This is a genomic window from Brucella gallinifaecis (assembly GCF_006476605.1).
GTDB lineage: Bacteria > Pseudomonadota > Alphaproteobacteria > Rhizobiales > Rhizobiaceae > Brucella > Brucella gallinifaecis.
In genome coordinates, this window is sequence record NZ_ML636814.1 from 17,583 (window position 1) to 38,010 (window position 20,428).

The following is a 20,428-nucleotide window of genomic DNA, read 5'->3' on the forward strand; positions in this document are numbered from 1 at the left end:
CCCTCAATCAACTGTTTTTTGTGTCTCAGCTGCACGTTCTGCCGCCAGACGATAGATTCTCTCACGCAGAACATACCAGCCAACAACCAGTGCGGGTATAATGATAATCAGTGAACCGATCGTATAAGAGCCGACCGGATAATCTGCTGCCATCAGCACCAGAACACCAACAAGGAACAACAACGTCAGAATACCGGTATATGGTGCGCCAAACATGCGGAAATCTGGACGGGCAATCTCGCCCCTTTGTGCAAGATGCCAGAGCTTAAGCTGACAGAGGATGATCACTCCCCAGGCGGTGATAATGCCCAGCGATGCAAGGTTGAGCGCAATTTCAAAGGCTGCGGCAGGCACGACCGCATTGAGTGCGACACCGATTGCGGTGACGACTGCGGTTACAGCAATGCCACCATAGGGAACGCCGTTTTTGTTCATTTTGGCAAGTGCCGCAGGTGCAGAACCCGAAACAGCCATTGAGTGCAAAATGCGTCCAGTTGAATAAAGACCAGCATTCAATGATGACAATACCGCAGTCAGCACAACGAGATTCATGATGATATCCGCACCTTGCACGCCAATTTTGCTAAAGAAAGTGACGAAGGGGCTTTCTCCAGCCGAATAAAGCGTATGGGGCAGAAGAAGGGTTAGCAGCAGAACCGAGCCGACATAAAAGACCAACAGACGGAACACGACTGTTTTAATCGCACCCGGCATAATCTTGCGGGGATCTTCGGTTTCACCAGCCGTTGTACCGATCAATTCGATTGACGCATAGGCGAAGACAACGCCCTGAATGATCACTAATGCAGGCAATATACCGTTCGGAAGGAAGCCACCGCTTTCGCTGATGAGATGGAAACCCGGCTGATGGCCGTCAATGGGAGTGCCGGATATAACAAAATAAATTCCGACAGCCAGAAAGATTACCAGTGAGAGAACTTTAACGAGGCTGAACCAGAATTCCAGTTCGCCGAAGACCTTGACTGAAAGGAGATTCATCGACAGCACGAGGATAAGAGCGATCATCGCAAACACCCACTGATCGATCCCTTCGAGCCAGGGCACATAATGCTTGAAGAAATTCATGTAGAGGGCCACCGCAGTAACGTCTGCAATCGATGTCATGGCCCAGTTGAGCCAGTACATCCAGCCTGCTGCAAATGCCATTTTCTCGCCGTAAAATTCGCGAGCATAAGAAACAAACGAGCCGGAACTCGGACGATGCATAATCAGTTCGCCAAGCGCCCGCAGCACCAGAAATGCGAAAAAGCCACACACGGCATAAATGAACACAAGTGACGGGCCAGCTTGCACCAGACGCCCGCCAGCACCAAGAAACAGACCTGTGCCGATTGCTCCCCCAATGGCAATCATCTGGATCTGACGCGGCTTCAGTGCTTTATGATAGCCTCGATCTTCTTCAGTAAAGACTTCGCGCTCGGCTGGTGTTGCCTTGTTAAATACTGTTGTCATCGCTCCTCCCTGAGAGCTCAATATTGAATAAAGCCTGTAGCCCTTACACAGTACCCACAACGAAGAACGGTATTTTTGAAACAATCAGATACATGAAGTTCGCGCACGATCTGGCAATGCATCTTGTTTTCAATTGAAAATATTGTCGAGAAAAGAAACTTCGCCACCCGTGGGAGAGCCGTTTTCCAAACCCATCTCAATTTGTTCCCGTGGTATTTTCTGTAAGGCTGCCTGACAGATTAAAATGTGGCTTTAACGCATATCAGAAATGATGAGTCAAGTTTAGAGTCCTGACCGTGCAAGTGTATTGACATTCACCATGGGTGATCCGTTACCGGATAAATTTGTATAATAGGGTGATGAAATCAGTTTGGGCGCCACAGCAATCGGGCAGCTTGCGCTTTCAAAGAGCACATCAGGGGCGAGCTTTACAACAGGCAATCAAGCCAGAAATCTTCTAGCTTTCTTTGGTTATTATTGTGGTAATGGCCAGCTTCACTTGTCCGAGATGGTTCTGCATTGCAAGACGGGCCTGTTCTTCGGAATGGCTTTTTATGGCGTCAGCGATTTGTCGATGTTCTATATTGGATGCCTCACGACGGTCAGCCATCAGATTTACAAGCTCTGATTGGCGGGAGAGGGCGTTGCGGGCGTCGGCTACAATTTTGGCAAACATGGCATTGCCTGAAGCCAGAGCAATCATACTATGAAACTGTGTATCGAGTAGCACCCATTTATGGGTATCTGTTTGCTTTTCCATCCGGTTGCAAAGATCAAAGAGCTTTGCCATCTGTGCTTCCGTGTGGCGGATTGCAGCCCATCCGGCTGCAGGAACTTCTATAAAAGGGCGGGCCTCAATGAGATCGCGTGCCGAATAGACACCATAGCTCAGTTCTGTACCGGGCGTGGTTTTCAGGACATAAGTGCCGCTGCCGGTGCGTGTGTGGGTGAGGCCAAGTGTTTGCAGGGAGCGCAGTGCTTCACGTATGATGGGACGGCTGACACTATATTTTTCAGCGAGTTGGGCTTCTGAGGGCAGGCGTGTTCCGACGGTCAGTTGCTCATTGGCAATTGCTGAACGAATGTCTTCAAAGACGATTTCTGCAGCACTTTTCCGGTTTATCGGACTTGTATTGACCAACCAATCGCTTACCACCACATTCTCCCATTTGGCTACAGTCTGTCATACAGCTAGGCAATTTATTTAAGTAGGGCAATGTCTGTTTGTGAGAAGATAATGTTTAATATGAGCAATCTTCGTTTTATGAGTGCCAGCCCGGTATTTAAGGGGCAGTGTCTGCATTATGAGTGCAGACTTGTGTCAGATTTCAGTCATGATTTCATTTTGTGACGTTGGTGCCAGAGTTCTTCAGCTTTGTGATGAAAAGTAGCGTAGCTGTCATTCTTTGCAGAGGTGGCTGTCATCATGGCCATTGCTGCGGTTGCAATGACAGTGTTTTCAGCGCGCTTGTCTATCGCTGAACCTGTCCACACTCCATACCAATATTCAAAAGAACTTAAACTCGAATGTTTTTCGCCATTTTCCTTTGAGAGAGTTGGCAAAACGAGATCACTCGGCTGTCCGTTTATGTAACGATATATAGTGTGCTTATATTGCGGTAGCAGTTCCGCAACATCACGGCTTGTTGAGACGATCGACAGCGATTTCATGCCGAGAATAGCGCCTGTATCACGATGAAGTTCTCGGTAGGCGGGTTGTGAGACACCAAGAAAAGATGCCTTGAGACTTAACGGATTAAGGAGATGAACAAGGCTATTGATGGAAGAACGCGACTCGAAAAGATGATAAAGTGAAAGTAATGCATTCACTTGAGGCGCGAAACTGGCAACGGGCATAAAACATATGCCGTGATTCCTGAGAGCTTCCTTTGCCATATCATGGGAAAGCGCGATTGGTATATTTAACGCTTTAGCCGCCATTTCCAGCTTTCCCGCCAGCTCGCCATCTCCGCAACGGCCATGTAACACTACAGGATAGCCTGCACAGGCAACCAGACGTGCAGCCAGCATAAACCACGGAGACTGCGTGGAATTCGGAGAAAGATAGGCTGGCCAGTCAAGCGCGTGGTCGCCAATTGGGCAATCGCTTGCATAAAAATGCCGTGCGGCAAGCACCATGCCTGCGAGTTCCGGGGCCGTCTCACCACGATAATGGATAAGCCGCAACAAAGCACTGATTTGCATTGGATCGGCCTTGCCGGCAAAAATTGTCGTAAATGCATCTTCTGTTTCACGCAGGTCCAAAGGACGCGTATGCCCTACCTTGCGCCCGATAATGGCAATATATTTTGCAAGTCTGCGTGCAGGGCTATTGTCACTCCAGATATCGGCCAGCTGGACTGCCAGTTGCTCTGGTGTCGGATGATTTGCCAGATCGACGATTTTACGAATGGCAAGCGGCGCTGGTGAAACAGTTGAGCTGTGAACCCACCCTTCATGCTTATCAGATGGCGTTTCTTCCGCGTCATCCTCATCCACTTTCATCAGGGAATCGGCTTCATTGGCAAGGCGGCGCAAGCGACCGCGAAGGGACTCTGCCTTTGGCGTCGCGACCATTCCACGTCCAGAACGTACCAGAATGGGATCGTCGAATTTTTTACGGATCTGGCCAAGCAGCCTGCTCATCGCAGCCGTGCTCAATCCCATCTGAATGGCAGCGCCGCCAACACTTCCTTCCACAAGCAAGGCATCCAATGCTATCAGTAGACGCAATTGCCCAAGACGCTGAGTTTCAGGTTCTGAGCTATCTTTTTCATGAATATCTGTTTGCGTGGGATGTTTTTTAATCACGCTCTATTCTGCCCATTGAGTTGCGTTTTTTGAAACTTAGAAAGCTTATAAAACATGAGAGTTGATTTCATATTATTGCCATACATAAGAAGAGCTCAAAACTCAACTTTGGATGGTGTTGAAAATGAGCAGCTTGTTTCTGGTACCGTTGGCACGTGACCCTTATGTCAGCCATTCATATAAGAAGGCATTTTTTGCCCGGGCATTTCTGGCAGGAACTTTCCTGACTACGGCTGTCTTTATGGGTGGAAGCGCATCTTTTGCGCAAGCAGTCAATCAGGCTGGCGTGAATGAAGACGCTACGGCAGCGGATGGCAGCATTATCCTCAAGCAGATCGTGGTCAGTGCGTCCTCTGTCGCGACTGAACTGAAAGACGCACCTGCAAGTATTTCTGTTGTTGATCAGGATAAGCTTCAGCAAAGGGGCAGTGCAGATATCACCGAGGCTTTGCGGACCGTGCCCGGCGTGAATATCGGTTTTGGCAGCGATGGTACGCGCGGCATAAGCATGCGCGGTATGGGAAGTGGCTATACGCTTATTTTGATTGACGGCAAGCGTGTGAATGCCGGATTGACCACAATGCGTCATTACAACGGTGATTATAACTGGATTCCGATTGATGCGATCGAACGCATTGAGGTCGTTCGTGGTCCGATGTCTACATTATATGGTTCTGATGCCATGGGCGGCGTCGTGAATATTATTACAAAGAAAGCAGATCAGCACTGGACAGGATCTCTCACGGCGGAGTGGAACCAGCCTGACAATAATGGTACAGGCCTGCAGAAAAAACTCAGCGGCTATATCAGTGGCCCAATTGTTCCCAACGAGCTTACATTCACGGCTTATGGCAGCCTTGGCCGTCAAAAGCCGGCAGACCCTAACGATCAGAATGGGATCGAGGTCGCACGCGGTATTGATGACTATGAAATAAACACCAAGTTTACCTGGACCCCTACAACCAATCAGACATTTGAGATTGAGGGCGGGACTGGTCTTGAAAAATACAAGCCTTATCTTTCTGAAGGTCAGATTGATACCAATACTGAGATACGTCGGACGACCGGCTCGTTCAGACATATTGGCGAATGGGATTTTGGTACATCAACCATTACCGGTCAGATTGAGCATGCTGTAAACAAGCATGATACAACGGATCGTACCGGAACTGCTATCACCGGTGACACCGCGATTTCAGTGAATACCTATATATTGGATGGCAAGCTTTCCATGCCGCTCGACTTCTGGTTCGAGCAGGATCTGACAGTGGGTGCCGAATATCGCTACGAAAATATGAAGGACCCGGAGAATCTGGGCAAGGATAACACGCTCACCGGCACAACAGGTTCGCCTGAAACCAGCATGTGGACGGCTGCTGTTTTCCTTGAAGACCAGATCAAGCTGCGCGAAGATCTGAAATTGACGGCAGGTCTGCGTCTTGATCAGCATCAGGAGTTTGGTACGCATGCGAGCCCGCGTGTTTATCTGAACTATGATCTTACGGAAAAGCTGACGCTGCGGGCTGGCTGGGCACAGGCGTTCAAGGCTCCTAATCTTCGTCAATTGAACCCTAACTGGGTTCAGGTGTCCCGTGGTCGTGGTTGTGGGGCTGTGGGTGGTCCTTGCGAAATGGTTGGTAATCCTGACCTGAAACCCGAAACAAGCAACAGCTTTGAAGTGGGGGCACAATATACTGATGATCTATGGGAAGCTGGACTGACCTATTTCTATAATGAGATTGACGACAAGATCACATCTGCTCGCGTTGCCTCGCTGATTTTGCCTGATGGCACGAAATATGTTCAGCAAGTCAATATCGACAAGGCACGCACTCAGGGACTTGAAGGTGGTCTTACGATCTATCCACACCCAGATTGGACCTGGAACAACACATTTACCTATCTGTTTGAATCCAAGAATCTTGAAACAGGCATGCCGCTTTCCGCTGATCCTGAATATTCGGTACATACCGAGTTGAGCTGGCGGGTGCGGGAGAACCTGAATCTTATCGCATCTATGGATTTCTACGGTAAGCAGGTTGATTACACCGCAAATCCTGAAACCCTGGTTGCACAAAATGTGTCAGCCTACAATATTACGAACTTTTCCTTCAAATATGACCCGACGGACAATTTTACCTTGCGTGCCGGTGTCAACAATATTTTCGATAAGCAGCCAAGAACTGAGTCTAATTATGCCGAAAATGGCAGAAGTTATTTCGTCTCGCTGACATCGAAATTCTGATCTGCAAACAAAACGGGCATTTTTAGCAAAATGCTCGTTTTGATTTATTGCCCATTTAACTTCTAATATCAGGAAAAGGATCGAAACCATGTTGAACGTCGGCCAATGCCTAGCCCGTTTTTGTGGCGTTGCGATCATGGCGGCTACTCTGTCTTCGGCAGCTGTTGCCGCTGATATCACCATTAAACACGCTCAGGGCGAAACCGTACTTCCTGCATCGCCGCAAAAGGTTATCGTCCTTGATCTGGCGATGCTGGATAATCTTGATCGTTTTGGTGTCAAGGTATCTGGTGTACCGAAACTCGCATACTACCCGGATTATCTTAAAAAATACCAGTCTGATGATTATGCAAAAGTGGGTACGTTGTTTGAGCCTGATTATGAAGCCATCAACGCTGCTCAACCGGATCTTATCATTGTTGGCGGACGTTCTGCGGCCAAATATGGCGAGCTGGAAAAAATTGCACCGACAATCGATCTGACCATTGCGGGAAAAAATCTGATTGAGGGGAGCAATGACAATATCGAAAAGCTCGGTCAGATATTTGGTAAGGAAAAAGACGCAAAGACGGAAATTGACAAGCTCAATGCTGATGTCGCCGCTTTAAAAGAAAAGGCTTCTGATAAAGGCAATGGCCTGCTTATTCTTACCACCGGTGGCAAGATCAGCGCTTATGGCCCAGGGTCTCGTTTTGGCGTGCTGCATGATGCGTTTGGTGTGAAGCCCGCGGACGCAAATCTTTCCATTGGAAACCATGGTCAGCCTGTCAGTGCTGAGTTTATTCTCAAGACCAATCCCGACTGGTTATTTGTGATTGACCGTGATGCTGCGATCGGACGTGAAGGCAGTTCTGCGCAGCAGGTTCTCGACAATGAACTTGTGCGCCAGACGACAGCGTGGAAGAAGGATCAGGTGGTTTATTTGAAGCCGCAGAACTGGTATCTGATCGGCGGCGGACTCAATGCGTTGCATGAAACCATAGATCAGCTTTCAGAAGCTTTTGACAAAGCAAAGTAAATCTTTCACCCAGTTGCAGTGGACTGCCTTTCTATGAAGGCAGTCCGTTTGTGCGACAAGGCAGACCAACAGGAAAAAGCGTGAAGCGACCAATAATCGCCCCAACTGCAGCTATGGCCCTGGCTGTTGTCATTGTTGCCGTGCTGGCTGTCACCAGCCTGTTTATCGGTGTGGGCGATGTGTCGCCTTCCATGCTTTTTAATCCTGATGAAGCAGATAATGCGTGGGAACTGCTGGTCGTCAGCCGTATACCGCGCACTATCGCTATCATTCTGGCCGGCATGTCGATGGGTGTTGCCGGCATGATCATGCAGATGCTGACGCGCAATCGCTTTGTCGAACCGTCGACTGCGGGGACGGTGGAATCTGCGGGGCTTGGCATTTTGCTTGTCATTTTATTCGCCCCGGAAACCTCGGTTTTCGGCAAAATGCTGATAGCATCGCTAACCGCGCTTGCGGGAACAACGCTTTTTCTTTTGATCCTGCGCCGGATCCCCTTGCGTTCGGTTCTGGTCGTGCCGCTGGTCGGTATCATGCTTGGCGGTGTTGTCAGTGCCATTACAACTTTCATTGCCTATAGATTTGACCTCCTTCAATCATTGAACGCTTGGACCACCGGCGATTTTTCTGGCGTATTGCGGGGGCGATACGAATTGCTATGGCTGGCTTTTGCTCTCACAATTACCGCCTATATCGCAGCAGACCGTTTTACGGTTGCGGGTTTGGGTGAAGATTTCACCACCAATCTTGGCCTCAATTACAACCGTGTGATGATGCTTGGTCTTGTTATCGTTTCCATGGTGAGCGCATCTGTTATTGTAACAGTGGGGGCAATTCCTTTTCTCGGCCTGATTGTACCGAATATAGTGAGCCAGTTTCTGGGCGATAATATGCGTCGGGCAGTGCCGTGGGTTGCGATATCAGGGGCAGGGCTGGTGCTGGCCTGCGATATAGCCGGGCGAGTGATCCGCTTTCCCTATGAAATTCCTATTGGCACCATGATGGGTGTGGTTGGCAGTGGGATTTTCCTTTATCTCCTTCTGCGCAAGGGGACACGCCTTGCGTAAATACAACGCTGTTATTATTGTAGGATTAGCTCTGATTGCGCTCGTGTCGGCTATCGCCTTCATGACACTTGGTGCAAAGGGAAGCTGGGCTTTCATTCTGCCTTTTCGTGGTACAAAACTTGCCGCGATGGTACTGGTTGCCTATTCGATTGCTGTATCGACTGTGCTCTTCCAGACTGTCACCAATAATCGTATCCTCACGCCTTCAATCATGGGTTTCGATGCGATCTACATTCTGATCCAGACGATTGCGGTATTCATCTTCGGCAGCCTTCATGTCGCATGGCTGGGGCCAAATGTGCGATTTCTGGCCGAGGCCTCCGTTATGGTGCTTTTTGCGGGATCACTATACCACTGGCTTTTTTCGGGTGCATTGCGCAGTTTGCATCTTGTCATGTTAGTCGGCATCGTCTGCGGTATTTTCTTTCGCAGTATTTCCAGTTTTATGCAGCGAATGCTTGATCCAAATCTCTTTGCCGTGTTGCAGGACAGGTTTTTTGCCAGTTTCAATACGATCAATTCTGATATCCTGCTGATCTCCGCCATTATTGTGGTGCTTGTAACGCTTTATGGCCTGCGGATGATGCATGTTTTCGACGTGCTGACACTTGGGCGCGAACAGGCTATTAATCTGGGGGTCGATCATAATCGTATTGTACGGCGTATCCTGTTTCTGGTCACGGTGCTGGTAGCCGTTTCAACGGCACTCGTTGGACCGATTACCTTCTTTGGTCTTCTCGTTGCCAATCTTGCCTATATTGTTACTGGTTCGGCGAAGCATCGCATTGTGTTGCCTGTGGCTGTGCTGCTTGCGATCATCTGCATTGTTGGCGGACAAACCGTTCTGGAGCGTGTCTTTGCTTTCAATACGGCGCTCAGTGTCATTATTGAATTCGTGGGCGGCCTTGTCTTCATTCTTCTTCTTCTCAGGGGGCATTCACGTTGATCGAAATCACCAAGATCAGCAAAACCTATAATGATAGTGTTGTCGTCGATGATGTGAGCTTGTGCCTGCCTGCGGGCGGCATTACCTCGATTATCGGCCCAAATGGTGCTGGAAAATCGACTCTGCTTTCAATGATAAGCCGCCTTTTGCCTATGGACAAAGGCCGCGTTACCGTCGATGGCCTTGATATCAGCACGACACCGGGCGATGTATTGGCAAAACGGCTATCAATCCTGCGTCAGGAAAATGCTATCAACTCACGCCTGACAGTGCGCGATCTCGTGACTTTTGGACGTTATCCCTATTCAAAGGGTCGTCCGAACAGTGATGATCTCAAACATGTCGAACAGTCAATCCAATATCTCGGTTTGGAAACACTCAGCGAACGTTTTCTTGATGAACTTTCAGGTGGGCAGCGACAAAGGGCATTTGTTGCGATGGTGCTATGTCAGGATACTGATTATGTGCTTCTTGATGAACCACTTAACAATCTCGACATGAAGCATGCGGCGGCAATGATGAAGCTGTTGCGCCGTGCGGCAGATGATCTTGGCAAGACAGTCGTGCTGGTGCTGCACGACATCAATTTCGCATCCTGTTATTCGGACCATATCGTCGCAATGGTGGATGGAAAAGTCGCATATCAGGGTGCACCTGAAAACCTTATTCATCCTGACATTTTAAGTGAGATTTACGACATGGAAATTACCGTCGAAATTATTGATGGCAAGCGTATCGGTGTCTATTACCTCTAACTAAGTCAAAATGGATTTCTCCTTCAAAAGTTGAAGCTTTCTGTTCGATAAAGCGGACAGGAGAGCTTGAATTGAAGCAGCGCGAATTTACAGAAGAGTTCAAATGCGAAGCTGTGAGGATGTTAACGACGTGTGGTCGCAGCATTTCGTTGGCTGCCGATGACCTTGGAATTGGCAAGTCAACACTTGACCGCTGGCGTCGCATTTTTTGTGGAGAGAGATTTGTTTTCTGGTCCGCATGAGAACATGAGCTTTCGCATTTTCGCAACGCGACTGCTTATGAAGAAGTAGACTACTTTTCTGGTGCACTTATGGCTGTAAATCAACAGATAATGTCAAAATATCTATGTGGCTAAGTGATGTGGGCTGCAGGATACTCAAAAATACCCTTTGGATATTGGTAAGTATCGGTTTAATGAAGTTTGTATAGTATCTTCTTATGAAACTTAATGCGCTAAATATTCCATCAAGTTAGTATTTTTGTATTTGACAGAATTTGCGATGTAGAGGTTTGGCTTGAATAAGTGGAGTAGATTGACTTGACGGACTTCGCGAGACTGGTTCGCAGTCAATTAATCGGCGGAGAGCCGATTGTGGGTGTGGCGATTGGCGTTGGTATGGCTGCTATTCCAGCTGCACGCGGTGGCGCCGATTTCATCCTTGCACTTAATGCCGGTCGCTATCGGGTTATGGGAGCACCTTCCTTAGCATCTATGCTCCCCTTGGCCGACGCAAATCAGTTCACTGACGAGTTTGCGCAAAGAGAATTCCTCGGACGTGTCTCTATCCCCGTATTTTTTGGCGCATCGTCCTTCGATCCCCGCCTGGATTTGAAGCGGTTAGCCGATAATCTTGCCTCTGCCGGCTATGCAGGGATCGCAAATTTTCCAAGCTCAATTCATTACAGTGGTCGTTTTCGGCAAGCATTAGAAGAAAGTGGAATGGGGTTTGATCGTGAAGTTGAAATGCTTCACCATGCCCGCAATGCCGGATTGGCTGCATTTGGCTATGCAAAAACCATTTCTGAAGTTGCCAAGCTTGAAGCTGCAGATATTGACATTTTATGTTTGAACTTCGGTTGGAATGCCGGAGGTATGCGCAATGTTGCGCAAGAATTTACCTTAGATGAAGCATCTGATCGAGCGCGACGCATTTTCCGCCGATTGAGGCAATCCAATCCCGATCTGATTTGCCTTGTCGAAGGCGGGCCAATTGTAACGCCAGATGATATGTATCGCGTTTGGCAAGAAGCAAAAGCGGATGGCTATGTTGGCGGATCCACCTTCGATCGGGTGCCCGTTGAAAGTGCGATTTATCAAATGACTTCAGCGTTTAAAACGGTTGGACGTTTGCGCCAGGTAGATCAAGTGCAAACGCGTGCGGATGTGGAGATCCGTCGTTTGACCGGTATAGTGGGGCAGTCGGCAGCCATGCAGACGGTTATCAGCCAGATTGACCGGCTTTCAATGCTGCCACTGCCTATTTTAATTGTCGGTGAGGTGGGTACAGGGCGCATGACGGTTGCGCGTAGCTTGCACGTACTGGGTCGAAGAGGTGGCTCTTTCATTCAGCTGCTTGCTGCTGAAGTTAACCGCGCACCGGAAAAAGTACTTGGTGGAACACTTGGCTCTGCTGCGAATGATAGTCATTCGCGCAAAACACAAACAACGACCTCGCATTATGGACATGAAAGTGTTCTTCTTCGCGATAATGAAACTGTTGTAATAGATAATGCCGAAGAGCTCAGCGCTGAAGCATTGAAAATCATCCAGAACTGGGATGAAGAACGAAGACCGTCAGGAAAAAATGATCAAGTTTCCGGTGCGCGATTGATACTCGTCAGTCAGCCGGCACGGGAGTTTGATTTGGCAGTTTTGCACCTTTTTCAGGCCGCCATTATTCAAATTCCTCCATTGCGAGACCGCCCTGAAGATGTTTTAGCTTATTCGCGTCACTATTTATCGCAGCTTGCACCTGTTTCTCCAACCGGTGCACCAATGGGGCCAAAGTTAGAATTGCTTCCGGATGCTATCCGCAAACTTTATGCCCATGACTGGCCTGGCAATATAAGGGAGCTGCGCAAAGTTATTGTACAGGCAACGATGCGGGCGAAAGGCGGACTAATAGGTGCTTCCGAATTAAGCTGGTCGTCCAATGTTCAAAAGGCCGAAGATAATATTGCTGATGAAGATAGTGTGGTGCTTAACCCGATGACGGAGGCTGAATGGTTGCTGGATGCATTGCGCCGCAACCGTTTCAGGCGAGGAGAAACAGCAGACTTTCTCGGCATTTCACGAAAAACGCTATACAATCGTATGCGCTCTTTAGGGCTTCTTCGCTGATTACAGCTCAAACGTGACAGTTCCATCTGCCATTTGGCAAATCGTATCCAGTTCTGCGCCGTAACCATCGGGTTTCATAACCAGAATTTTTGCTTTAGCATTTTCATCAGCGCGTAAATGGAGCAATGTTTGATTGATCCGTTTTGCGGCAGTTGCGCGGCTTCGCCAATCAAGTAAAAATAAACCAGGGTGTAAGACGAGAGTATCGGCACCGGCTTGAAGCATAAGCCTTGCGGCGTCCAGACTTGTGACAAATGCGGTGCCAGCAAATCCCGCCTGACAAAAAGCAGTCATCATCTCGATTTCGCGGTTTAATCCGATTGATGCGCTCTTGAAAGCGCGTGCACTATCTCCGTCATGTAATTGAATGGTTGGGTAATTGGTAACGCGTTTAATTCTTTTACGCCGCAGTAAATCAAAAATGGCCTGCGGCCTTAAAAACGGATCGGCCATCATCAACGCTAATGTCACTGCTGAAACATCCTGTTTTTCCTGAAATCCGTTATGCGTCAATTGCGCATCGCTTTTGAGGAAAGCCAAGGTTGGTTCATTCATAGCGGAAATTGGTAAAAGTGCTGCAACCTCCAAGGCTTGTCGCGGCAATCCGGCTAATCCAGGACAAATGATAACATCATAAGGCGCAATAAGTGCAGATGAGACAGAGGTCAGCAATTTTACATGATGCGGTTTCATAGGCGCCTGCTTATTCCGTTGTATTTCATCACAGTTTCGATTTTTGGAGAACCTCCAAAGCATATGGCGGTGCAGTTTTGCACGATAGAACAAAAAGTAAAATTACCCAAAATTACCCAGTTTTAGAGAAATTAGCGCTGGAAGATGAAGCGATGACGCGCAACAATGAAAATGGGAGATAAACCATAAAAGCAATGTAAATACTGTTCTTTTTTACAAGAACAGAGAGGAGGAGTATTGTCATTAAGTTTTATTTTAACAGTGACGCTTAATGGATTAACTTTGGCTGCTCTATATTTTATAGTTGCAAGTGGTTTTTCATTAATATTCGGGCTTATGCGCACGGTAAACATGGCGCATGGATCGCTTTACCTTATTGGCGCTTATGTTGGATTTGCAGTTTTCGATCCACTTTACGCAAACGACGCGACTTATTCTATCGCATGGTATGCCGCTATTGCGACAGGCATGGCTGCTGCCGCTCTTGTCGGTGTTATTATTCAAGTTGCTTTTTTGGGCTGGATGCAGGGGCAAGAGTTAAGGCAGGCATTGGTTACAATCGGAATTTCAATTATTATTGCTGATCAAATACTGGCTCAATTTGGAGGCAATCCATTTCAGTTCTTCGCCCCCGAGGCACTATTTGGCCCTGTGTCAGTTCCGGGTGTCGGACGCTATCCAATATTTCGGTTGTTTCAGCTTGGTTTGTCCTTATTTGTTGGCCTGACACTGTGGCTCGTTCTCAATAAGACGAAATTGGGCATTATGATCCGTGCCGGCGTTGATGATCGTCAAATGCTGGCGGCATCAGGCGCAAATGTTAAGCAGATTTCAATTATGGTTTTTGCTTTGGGCGCAGCCCTTGCAGGTTTGGGTGGCGTGATTGCTGCCACGGCGCAACCTGTCTCATTGGGAATGGATGTCAAGTTTCTGCTCACCTCGCTTGTTGTCGTAATCGTCGGTGGTCTGGGTTCTGTTGGCGGCACGGCGCTGGGTGCTATTCTTATTGGTCTGGCTGAACAATGGGGTCAGGCATTATTTCCGACCTATTCGGTTATTCTTACTTTCGCAATCATGGTTGTTATTCTAGCTGTGCGGCCGCAGGGTCTGCTTGGAAGGGCTCAGTAATGCGTAGCCTTTCATCTTTGAAAATTCTCAGCAATCTTGCAATCGTCGCCATACTTGTTGTTTTGCCGCTTCTGGTTTCGCCCTTTTGGATCAACAATATATTCGGGCGGTCACTGGCCTATGGTGTCATTGCATTATCGCTGACCTTTCTGGCGTCTTATGGCGGTTTCGTATCCCTTGCCCAAACCATGTTGGCAGGGGTGGCGGGATATGTTCTTGCCATTTATGCCCCAACGGCGATACCTCTTGGCAATAATCCATTGCCATGGAGTGCAGCTATCATTCTGGCCTTGGTCGCAGCCACTGTGGCAGGCTTGCTCGTTGGACTGATCGCAGTCAAAACAAACGATATTTATCTTTTGATGATTACATTGGCTCTGGCTGTCGGCTTTGGACTGTTTGCACAATCAAATACAGAGATTTTCAACGGCTATGAAGGCATTCGCAATATTGTCGGGCCAGAGATCTTTGACGAGTCCATCCGCTCACCAAAGGTATTTTATTACACAGCTTTGATTGTTGCACTCAGCCTGTATTTCCTGGTGGTTTATCTGCGAAAGTCACCATTTGGACTGGTTCTTCAAGGGTTGAGAGATGCACGCAGACGTGTCTCTGCACTTGGTTATAATGCAACAGCCCATCGTATTGCAGCATTTGGTTTCGCCGGTTTTATTGCCGGGTGCGGAGGAGTGCTCGTTACATTTTACAATATGGGCATCACTGCAAGCTCGATAGGCATGGGCGCGACAGTCAATGTTTTGGTTATGTGCGTCATTGGCGGTCTCATTCACCCTGCGGGTGCTTTTATCGGCGCTTTACTATTTTCGTTGCTCGATACATTCGCCCCATCATTATACGACCGAGATCGCTTTAACACATTGATTGGGTTCGTTTTTCTAGCAGTTGTCGTTTTGTCCCCCAATGGAGTTCTGGGGATGGGAAAACTATTGATGGATCGGTTGAGTTTCCGACGACGTCAAAACTAATTTCAAACGCGGCTTTGGGAGAAGTCGATAGAGTAATAGTCAAGGGAGGACTTGGAATGAAAACTATCACGAAAACAATAGCACATAGACTGAAGTTTGGTGTTGCTGCTTTAACGGCAAGCTTTGCGATGGTCACAGTTGTGTTTGCTGCTGATGATGTCATCCGTATCGGATCGATTACCACACTTGAAGGTCCTTTCGCGACCGGTGGACAAGACGCTTATCGCACAATGGAAATGGCGCTTGAAGAAATCGGTTATGAAGTCGGCGGTAAAAAAATCGAGTGGATACGTGAATCGTCAAATGCCAATGCAGATGTAGCGCTGGCGCGTGCCCGCAAACTCATCGAACAAGATAATGTCGATATTGTTATTGGTCCGCTTTCAGGGGCCGAAGGGGTGGCTTTGCGTGATTACTCGCGCACATTGGAGGGCCGCACATTTGTCAATGGTTCATCTGCATCGTCAGATACAACTTTGCGCAATCCATCACCGAATTTCTTCCGTTTCAACACCGAAGGCACGCAATGGATGGCAGGTCTTGGCAAGCATGTGCATGATGATCTGGGCGTAAAACATGTGGCTCTGGTCGCTGCTGATTATTCTTTCCCTTATGCGCAGGCATTTGGTTTCATGCATGAATATTGTGCAGCAGGAGGGGAAGTAACCAAACTATGGTCACCGCTCAATACGACTGATTTTTCTTCTATTATCGCCCGGATTCCAGAAAATGCAGAAGCTATCCTGCTGATACAGGGCGGTACGGATGCGCTGGCATTTTTAACACAATATGCACAGATGGGCGGAGAGTTGCCAATTTACGGCGGTTCAATCACCGCCGATCAGACACTTCTCAGCGCTCGTGGCCCTCATCAGCGTGTTATGGACGGTATGCTGGCAGCAGGTCCGATTGCCGACATTAATGCAAGCCCGGAATGGCAGAACTTTGTTAAAAAATATCGTGAAAGGTTCCCTGACGGCTTCGATTCACCATCCATTCATGCGGTGAATTATTACACCAATACGCGTGCTGTATTACTTGCCCTGGAGGCTGTTGCCGGTGATCTTTCCAATAACCAAGAAGCGTTCCAGGAAGCTTTGGCTAAAGTTGAATTCACAACACCTACGGGTGCGAAAGTAAAATTGGATAAGAACCGGCAGGCGATCTCCGATATTTTCCTGACAAAGATTGTTGATGACAACGGTACGCTTCGCACAGAAGCTTTTTCCAGCACGCCAGCGGTGACGCAAACCCTTGGCATGAATGAAGAAGAATTCCTGGCGCTTGGTGCACCATCACGTGACAATCCTGATTGCTCACCAAAGAGCTAAAGGGCTTGAAACATCCAGCCCGGTCTCAGTGCCGGGCTGGATCAGCAATGATTTGCAACGGACATAAGCGCATGATGGCTCATATGAATCACTCTTCCGGCGATACGCTATCGCAGCCAGCACTTGAGCTTGAAAGTGTAGGGCGATCCTTTGGTAAACTGAAGGCTGTTTCAGACGTCACTATGGTTATAAAGCCGGGCGAGCGTCGCGCGATCCTTGGGCCGAACGGCGCAGGGAAAACGACATTATTCAACACTATTCTGGGTGATTTTCCTCCAACTTCGGGTCGTATTTTGTTGTTTGGAGAAGACATTACAAAAGCACCACCACATCAGCGGATAAGGCGTGGGATCGGGCGCACCTATCAGACGTCGCTGTTGTTTGACGGCTTAACCGTTCTGGATAATCTATTCATGGCCGTTCGTGGTGTCATGCCGGGGCGAATGTCTTTTTTGCGGCCTCGTAAAAACGATCCAGCGATGATGCGCGCGTCTGAAATGGCAGACAAAATGCGGATCAAGCATCTCCTGGACCGAACAGTCTCCGAAATTTCTTATGGTCAAAGAAGACAAGTTGAAATTGGCATGGCACTGGCATCCAATCCGCGTCTGTTGATGCTGGATGAGCCGGCAGCCGGACTGTCGCCCGTCGAGCGCCCTGAGCTGAACAAACTTCTTGCCGACCTGCCGCACAATCTGACCCTCATCCTGATCGAACATGATATGGACGTTGCTTTGCGCAATTCTGATTTTGTCACGATCATGAAAGATGGGGAGATCGTTGCACAGGATGTACCTGACCAGATTACCAATAATCCGGTTGTCAGGGAAATCTATCTCGGGAGTGCCCATTGATGGCTGTACTGGAAGTAAATGATCTTCATGTGCGGTTTGGGCAAGCGCATATTTTGCAAGGTGTTTCGCTGCAATGTGGACCGGAGCCTTTAGCACTTGTCGGGCGAAATGGTATGGGAAAGTCAACGCTTTGCTATTCCATCATGGGAATGCTCGGCACTGATGCCGGTCAGATCAAATTGAACGGGTGTGAGCTTCGCGGACTTAGTCCTAACCGTGTTGCTAAAGCCGGTGCAGCACTTGTTCCGCAGGGGCGCAGATTGTTTCCCTCACTCACAGTACATGAGCATTTGCAGCTCGTTTCGCAAAGTAAGAATGCCAATTGGAATATTGATCGTGTCTATGAAACTTTTCCGCGTTTGGCTGAGCGGCGCAATAATCGCGGTGGGCAACTGTCCGGTGGCGAGCAGCAAATGGTTGCCATTGCGAGAGCGTTGTTAATGAACCCGTCACTACTGATCATGGATGAGCCTTCTGAGGGGCTTGCGCCGGTCATTGTCGATCATCTGATTGATACATTACGCGCCATTGCCGCCGAAGGAATGGCGATATTGCTGGTTGAGCAAAATATCCATGTGGCGACCAGTGTTGCAGAGCGCGTTGCCATCATGGTCACGGGTCGTATTACCGCAACAATGCCTGCCGCAACGCTTGCAAATGATAGTGAGGCACAACAGCGTTATCTGGGCGTGAGCTCAGTATCATTGGATGAAACTGCCAATGCATAAAATAAGAAAGGGGGGGACATGCAGACGGCCTATATTATCGGGACCATGGACACAAAATCCGGGGAATTATTCTATGCGCGTGATCTGATCCAGGCGGCTGGTATTCCGGTGCGTATTGTAGATGTGAGCACGCAAAAAACTGTTTCTGGTGCCGATATCACTGCCCGGGAAATAGCTCAATTCCATCCTGATGGAGTGGATGCTGTTCTGGACTTAAACGATCGCGGTCTTGCAGTTAATGCAATGGCTGAAGCTTTGACACGCTGGATTACATCCGTGTCGGATCTCGGCGCAGTTCTGGGATTGGGCGGTTCCGGTAACACTGCTCTGGTGACAACTGCGATGCGCTCGCTGCCTGTGGGCATTCCGAAAGTGATGATCTCGACGGTGGCTTCGGGCAATGTCGCGCCTTATGTCGGGCCGACCGATATCACGATGATGTATTCTGTGACAGATATTGCCGGTCTCAATAATATCAGTCGCAGGGTTATTGCCAATGGTGCGCATGCCGTTGCTGGCATGATGAAGTTCGACGGCTTTGCGAAGCTGGAAGAACTTCCCGGTGTTGGCATGTCCATGTTTGGTGTCACTACCACATGTGTTGATCAGCTGCGTCGTCTGTTGGAAGGAAAAGTCGAACCTTTTATCTTTCATGCGACCGGTACCGGTGGGCAATCCATGGAAAAACTGCTTGATTCAGGTTTGTTGACCGGTTTGCTGGATGTGACCGCTACCGAAGTGCCTGATTATCTTTTTGGTGGTGTTTTCCCGTGTAACGAAGATCGTTATGGCGCGACAGCGCGTACGCGTCGTCCTTGGGTTGGCTCTGTCGGGGCTGTCGACATGGTCAATTTTGGTGCCCGCGAGACGGTGCCATCCCGGTTTGAAGGGCGTAATCTTTATGTCCATAATTCTCAAGTAACACTGATGCGTACCACAGCGGCAGAAAATGCCGAAATTGGTCACTGGATCGCTAACAGGCTTAATTTATGTGATGGGCCGGTGCGCTTGCTGCTTCCGCTGAAAGGTGTTTCTGCGATCGATGTGCCGGGCATGCCATTTCATGACCCTGAAGCGGATGCAGCATTGTTTCAAGCCATTGGCACAAGTTTTAAACCAACCACCCAACGTCGCCTTATTGAAATTGAACATGACATAAACGCGCCTGCCTTTGCCGAGGCATTGGCCGCGAATTATCTGGAGATTGCAGAATGACACAAAGAAATGTTCCCGACCGTAGCGGACTTTTGGATCGTTTCCATAGCATGGCTGCGCGACGTCAACCGATTATAGGGGGTGGGGCAGGCACAGGTCTTTCTGCCAAGTCAGAAGAAGAGGGTGGCATCGACCTTATCGTCATTTATAATTCCGGTCGTTACAGAATGGCAGGGCGCGGTTCTCTGGCGGGTGTTTTGGCATATGGCAATGCGAATGAAATTGTCCTTGATATGGCACGCGAAGTCCTGCCTGTTACCCATCGCACGCCGGTACTGGCAGGGGTAAACGGAACAGACCCTTTCCTGATCCTCGACCACCATCTGGATAAGTTGAAAGCTTTGGGATTTTCGGGCGTCCAGAATTTTCCAACTGTTGGTTTGATTGACGGTGTCTTCCGGCAAAATCTTGAAGAAACCGGTATGAGTTTCGCACTGGAAATTGATATGATCCGCGCCGCGCATGAAAAAGACATGCTGACGACGCCATATGTATTCTCGGCGGATGAGGCGGTTGAAATGACCCGTGCCGGAGCAGACATCATTGTCGCCCATATGGGGCTTACCACCGGTGGCTCAATTGGTGCAGAAACAGCACGCTCACTCGATGATTGTGTACGCGAAATTTCGCAATGGTCAGAAGCTGCCCGTAAGGTGCGTAAAGATGTGCTGGTGCTTTGCCATGGCGGACCGATCTCATCGCCTGACGATGCGCAATATGTTTTAAACAACACGCCTGAAATTAACGGTTTTTACGGTGCCAGCTCTATGGAGCGTCTGCCTACCGAGACGGCTCTTGTTGAACAAACGCGCCGGTTCAAGGCCCTGACACTCTGA

The 20,428-nt window shown here is 48.8% G+C and carries 17 protein-coding genes and 1 pseudogene; 14 read left to right on the forward strand and 4 right to left on the reverse strand.

All coding sequences use genetic code 11. The features are described from left to right. Nucleotides 1–3: 3 nt before the first annotated feature. From FHY56_RS15860 to FHY56_RS15870, 3 genes are all read right to left on the reverse strand, one after another. Nucleotides 4–1,473, reverse strand: coding sequence for an amino acid permease (locus FHY56_RS15860; protein WP_140906126.1), 1,470 nt, complete (start codon nt 1,471–1,473; stop codon nt 4–6). Between the two features lie 457 nt (nt 1,474–1,930). Further along, a complete protein-coding gene (locus FHY56_RS15865) occupies nt 1,931–2,629 on the reverse strand; it encodes a FadR/GntR family transcriptional regulator (protein WP_140906127.1) in 699 nt (232 codons plus the stop codon). 176 nt (nt 2,630–2,805) lie between these two features. Next, nucleotides 2,806–4,284, reverse strand: coding sequence for a glycosyl transferase family protein (locus FHY56_RS15870; RefSeq protein ID WP_235889519.1), 1,479 nt, complete (start codon nt 4,282–4,284; stop codon nt 2,806–2,808). 124 nt (nt 4,285–4,408) lie between these two features. Between FHY56_RS15870 and FHY56_RS15875 the strand changes: the two genes are divergently transcribed. From FHY56_RS15875 to FHY56_RS15905, 7 genes and pseudogenes are all read left to right on the forward strand, one after another. Continuing rightward, on the forward strand, nt 4,409–6,529 hold the full coding sequence (locus FHY56_RS15875) for a TonB-dependent receptor domain-containing protein (protein ID WP_235889520.1): 2,121 nt from the start codon (nt 4,409–4,411) through the stop codon (nt 6,527–6,529). 88 nt (nt 6,530–6,617) lie between these two features. Further along, complete coding sequence (locus FHY56_RS15880; protein ID WP_140906129.1) at nt 6,618–7,547, forward strand: siderophore ABC transporter substrate-binding protein; 930 nt, start codon at nt 6,618–6,620, stop codon at nt 7,545–7,547. A gap of 113 nt (nt 7,548–7,660) precedes the next feature. Beyond that, nucleotides 7,661–8,614: an ABC transporter permease gene (locus FHY56_RS15885; RefSeq protein WP_140906151.1), complete on the forward strand. Its 954-nt coding sequence runs from the start codon at nt 7,661–7,663 to the stop codon at nt 8,612–8,614. Continuing rightward, the gene (locus tag FHY56_RS15890; RefSeq protein WP_140906130.1) at nt 8,607–9,560 is read left to right on the forward strand and encodes an iron chelate uptake ABC transporter family permease subunit; all 954 of its coding nucleotides are present in this window, start codon (nt 8,607–8,609) and stop codon (nt 9,558–9,560) included. The genes FHY56_RS15885 and FHY56_RS15890 overlap by 8 nt, the downstream gene beginning before the upstream one ends. Beyond that, nucleotides 9,557–10,315 (forward strand): iron ABC transporter ATP-binding protein, encoded by a 759-nt coding sequence (locus tag FHY56_RS15895; RefSeq protein ID WP_140906131.1) that lies wholly within the window; start codon nt 9,557–9,559, stop codon nt 10,313–10,315. The genes FHY56_RS15890 and FHY56_RS15895 overlap by 4 nt, the downstream gene beginning before the upstream one ends. Before the next feature lie 47 nt (nt 10,316–10,362). Then, a pseudogene (locus FHY56_RS15900) lies at nt 10,363–10,564 on the forward strand (transposase); the annotation flags it as partial. A 290-nt stretch (nt 10,565–10,854) separates the two neighbouring features. Beyond that, nucleotides 10,855–12,657: a phosphoenolpyruvate hydrolase family protein gene (locus FHY56_RS15905; RefSeq protein ID WP_140906132.1), complete on the forward strand. Its 1,803-nt coding sequence runs from the start codon at nt 10,855–10,857 to the stop codon at nt 12,655–12,657. On the opposite strand, the gene FHY56_RS15910 is transcribed toward FHY56_RS15905, so the two are convergent. Further along, entirely contained in the window at nt 12,658–13,350 is a 693-nt protein-coding gene (locus tag FHY56_RS15910; RefSeq protein WP_158447776.1) for a phosphoenolpyruvate hydrolase family protein, read from the reverse strand. Nucleotides 13,351–13,611: 261 nt separating this feature from the next. Here FHY56_RS15910 and FHY56_RS15915 point away from each other — a divergent pair, with 261 nt between their 5' ends. The 7 genes from FHY56_RS15915 to FHY56_RS15945 all read left to right on the forward strand — a co-directional run bounded on the left by FHY56_RS15915 (nt 13,612) and on the right by FHY56_RS15945 (nt 20,428). Then, nucleotides 13,612–14,478 carry a branched-chain amino acid ABC transporter permease gene (locus FHY56_RS15915; RefSeq protein WP_235889523.1) on the forward strand — a complete coding sequence of 289 codons (867 nt, stop codon included), beginning with the start codon at nt 13,612–13,614 and terminating at the stop codon, nt 14,476–14,478. Then, nucleotides 14,478–15,464: a branched-chain amino acid ABC transporter permease gene (locus FHY56_RS15920; protein ID WP_140906135.1), complete on the forward strand. Its 987-nt coding sequence runs from the start codon at nt 14,478–14,480 to the stop codon at nt 15,462–15,464. Before FHY56_RS15915 ends, FHY56_RS15920 begins: the two co-directional genes overlap by 1 nt. 56 nt (nt 15,465–15,520) lie before the next feature. Next, a complete protein-coding gene (locus FHY56_RS15925; protein ID WP_168927617.1) occupies nt 15,521–16,795 on the forward strand; it encodes an ABC transporter substrate-binding protein in 1,275 nt (424 codons plus the stop codon). Nucleotides 16,796–16,866: 71 nt separating this feature from the next. Then, on the forward strand, nt 16,867–17,649 hold the full coding sequence (locus FHY56_RS15930) for an ABC transporter ATP-binding protein (protein WP_235889521.1): 783 nt from the start codon (nt 16,867–16,869) through the stop codon (nt 17,647–17,649). Beyond that, on the forward strand, nt 17,649–18,377 hold the full coding sequence (locus tag FHY56_RS15935) for an ABC transporter ATP-binding protein (protein ID WP_140906136.1): 729 nt from the start codon (nt 17,649–17,651) through the stop codon (nt 18,375–18,377). Before FHY56_RS15930 ends, FHY56_RS15935 begins: the two co-directional genes overlap by 1 nt. A gap of 18 nt (nt 18,378–18,395) precedes the next feature. Further along, complete coding sequence (locus FHY56_RS15940; protein ID WP_140906137.1) at nt 18,396–19,592, forward strand: Tm-1-like ATP-binding domain-containing protein; 1,197 nt, start codon at nt 18,396–18,398, stop codon at nt 19,590–19,592. Beyond that, entirely contained in the window at nt 19,589–20,428 is an 840-nt protein-coding gene (locus FHY56_RS15945; RefSeq protein WP_140906138.1) for a phosphoenolpyruvate hydrolase family protein, read from the forward strand. Before FHY56_RS15940 ends, FHY56_RS15945 begins: the two co-directional genes overlap by 4 nt.

What these genes read in the sequence shown, in the direction of transcription:
- FHY56_RS15875 (WP_235889520.1), top strand. Translation starts at nt 4,409, where the DNA reads ATGAGCAGCTTGTTTCTGGTACCGTTGGCACGTGACCCTTATGTCAGC.
- FHY56_RS15920 (WP_140906135.1), top strand. Translation starts at nt 14,478, where the DNA reads ATGCGTAGCCTTTCATCTTTGAAAATTCTCAGCAATCTTGCAATCGTC.
- FHY56_RS15945 (WP_140906138.1), top strand. Translation starts at nt 19,589, where the DNA reads ATGACACAAAGAAATGTTCCCGACCGTAGCGGACTTTTGGATCGTTTC.
- FHY56_RS15940 (WP_140906137.1), top strand. Translation starts at nt 18,396, where the DNA reads ATGCAGACGGCCTATATTATCGGGACCATGGACACAAAATCCGGGGAA.
- FHY56_RS15925 (WP_168927617.1), top strand. Translation starts at nt 15,521, where the DNA reads ATGAAAACTATCACGAAAACAATAGCACATAGACTGAAGTTTGGTGTT.
- FHY56_RS15880 (WP_140906129.1), top strand. Translation starts at nt 6,618, where the DNA reads ATGTTGAACGTCGGCCAATGCCTAGCCCGTTTTTGTGGCGTTGCGATC.
- FHY56_RS15885 (WP_140906151.1), top strand. Translation starts at nt 7,661, where the DNA reads ATGGCCCTGGCTGTTGTCATTGTTGCCGTGCTGGCTGTCACCAGCCTG.
- FHY56_RS15860 (WP_140906126.1), bottom strand. Translation starts at nt 1,473, where the DNA reads ATGACAACAGTATTTAACAAGGCAACACCAGCCGAGCGCGAAGTCTTT.
- FHY56_RS15910 (WP_158447776.1), bottom strand. Translation starts at nt 13,350, where the DNA reads ATGAAACCGCATCATGTAAAATTGCTGACCTCTGTCTCATCTGCACTT.
- FHY56_RS15930 (WP_235889521.1), top strand. Translation starts at nt 16,867, where the DNA reads ATGATGGCTCATATGAATCACTCTTCCGGCGATACGCTATCGCAGCCA.
- FHY56_RS15935 (WP_140906136.1), top strand. Translation starts at nt 17,649, where the DNA reads ATGGCTGTACTGGAAGTAAATGATCTTCATGTGCGGTTTGGGCAAGCG.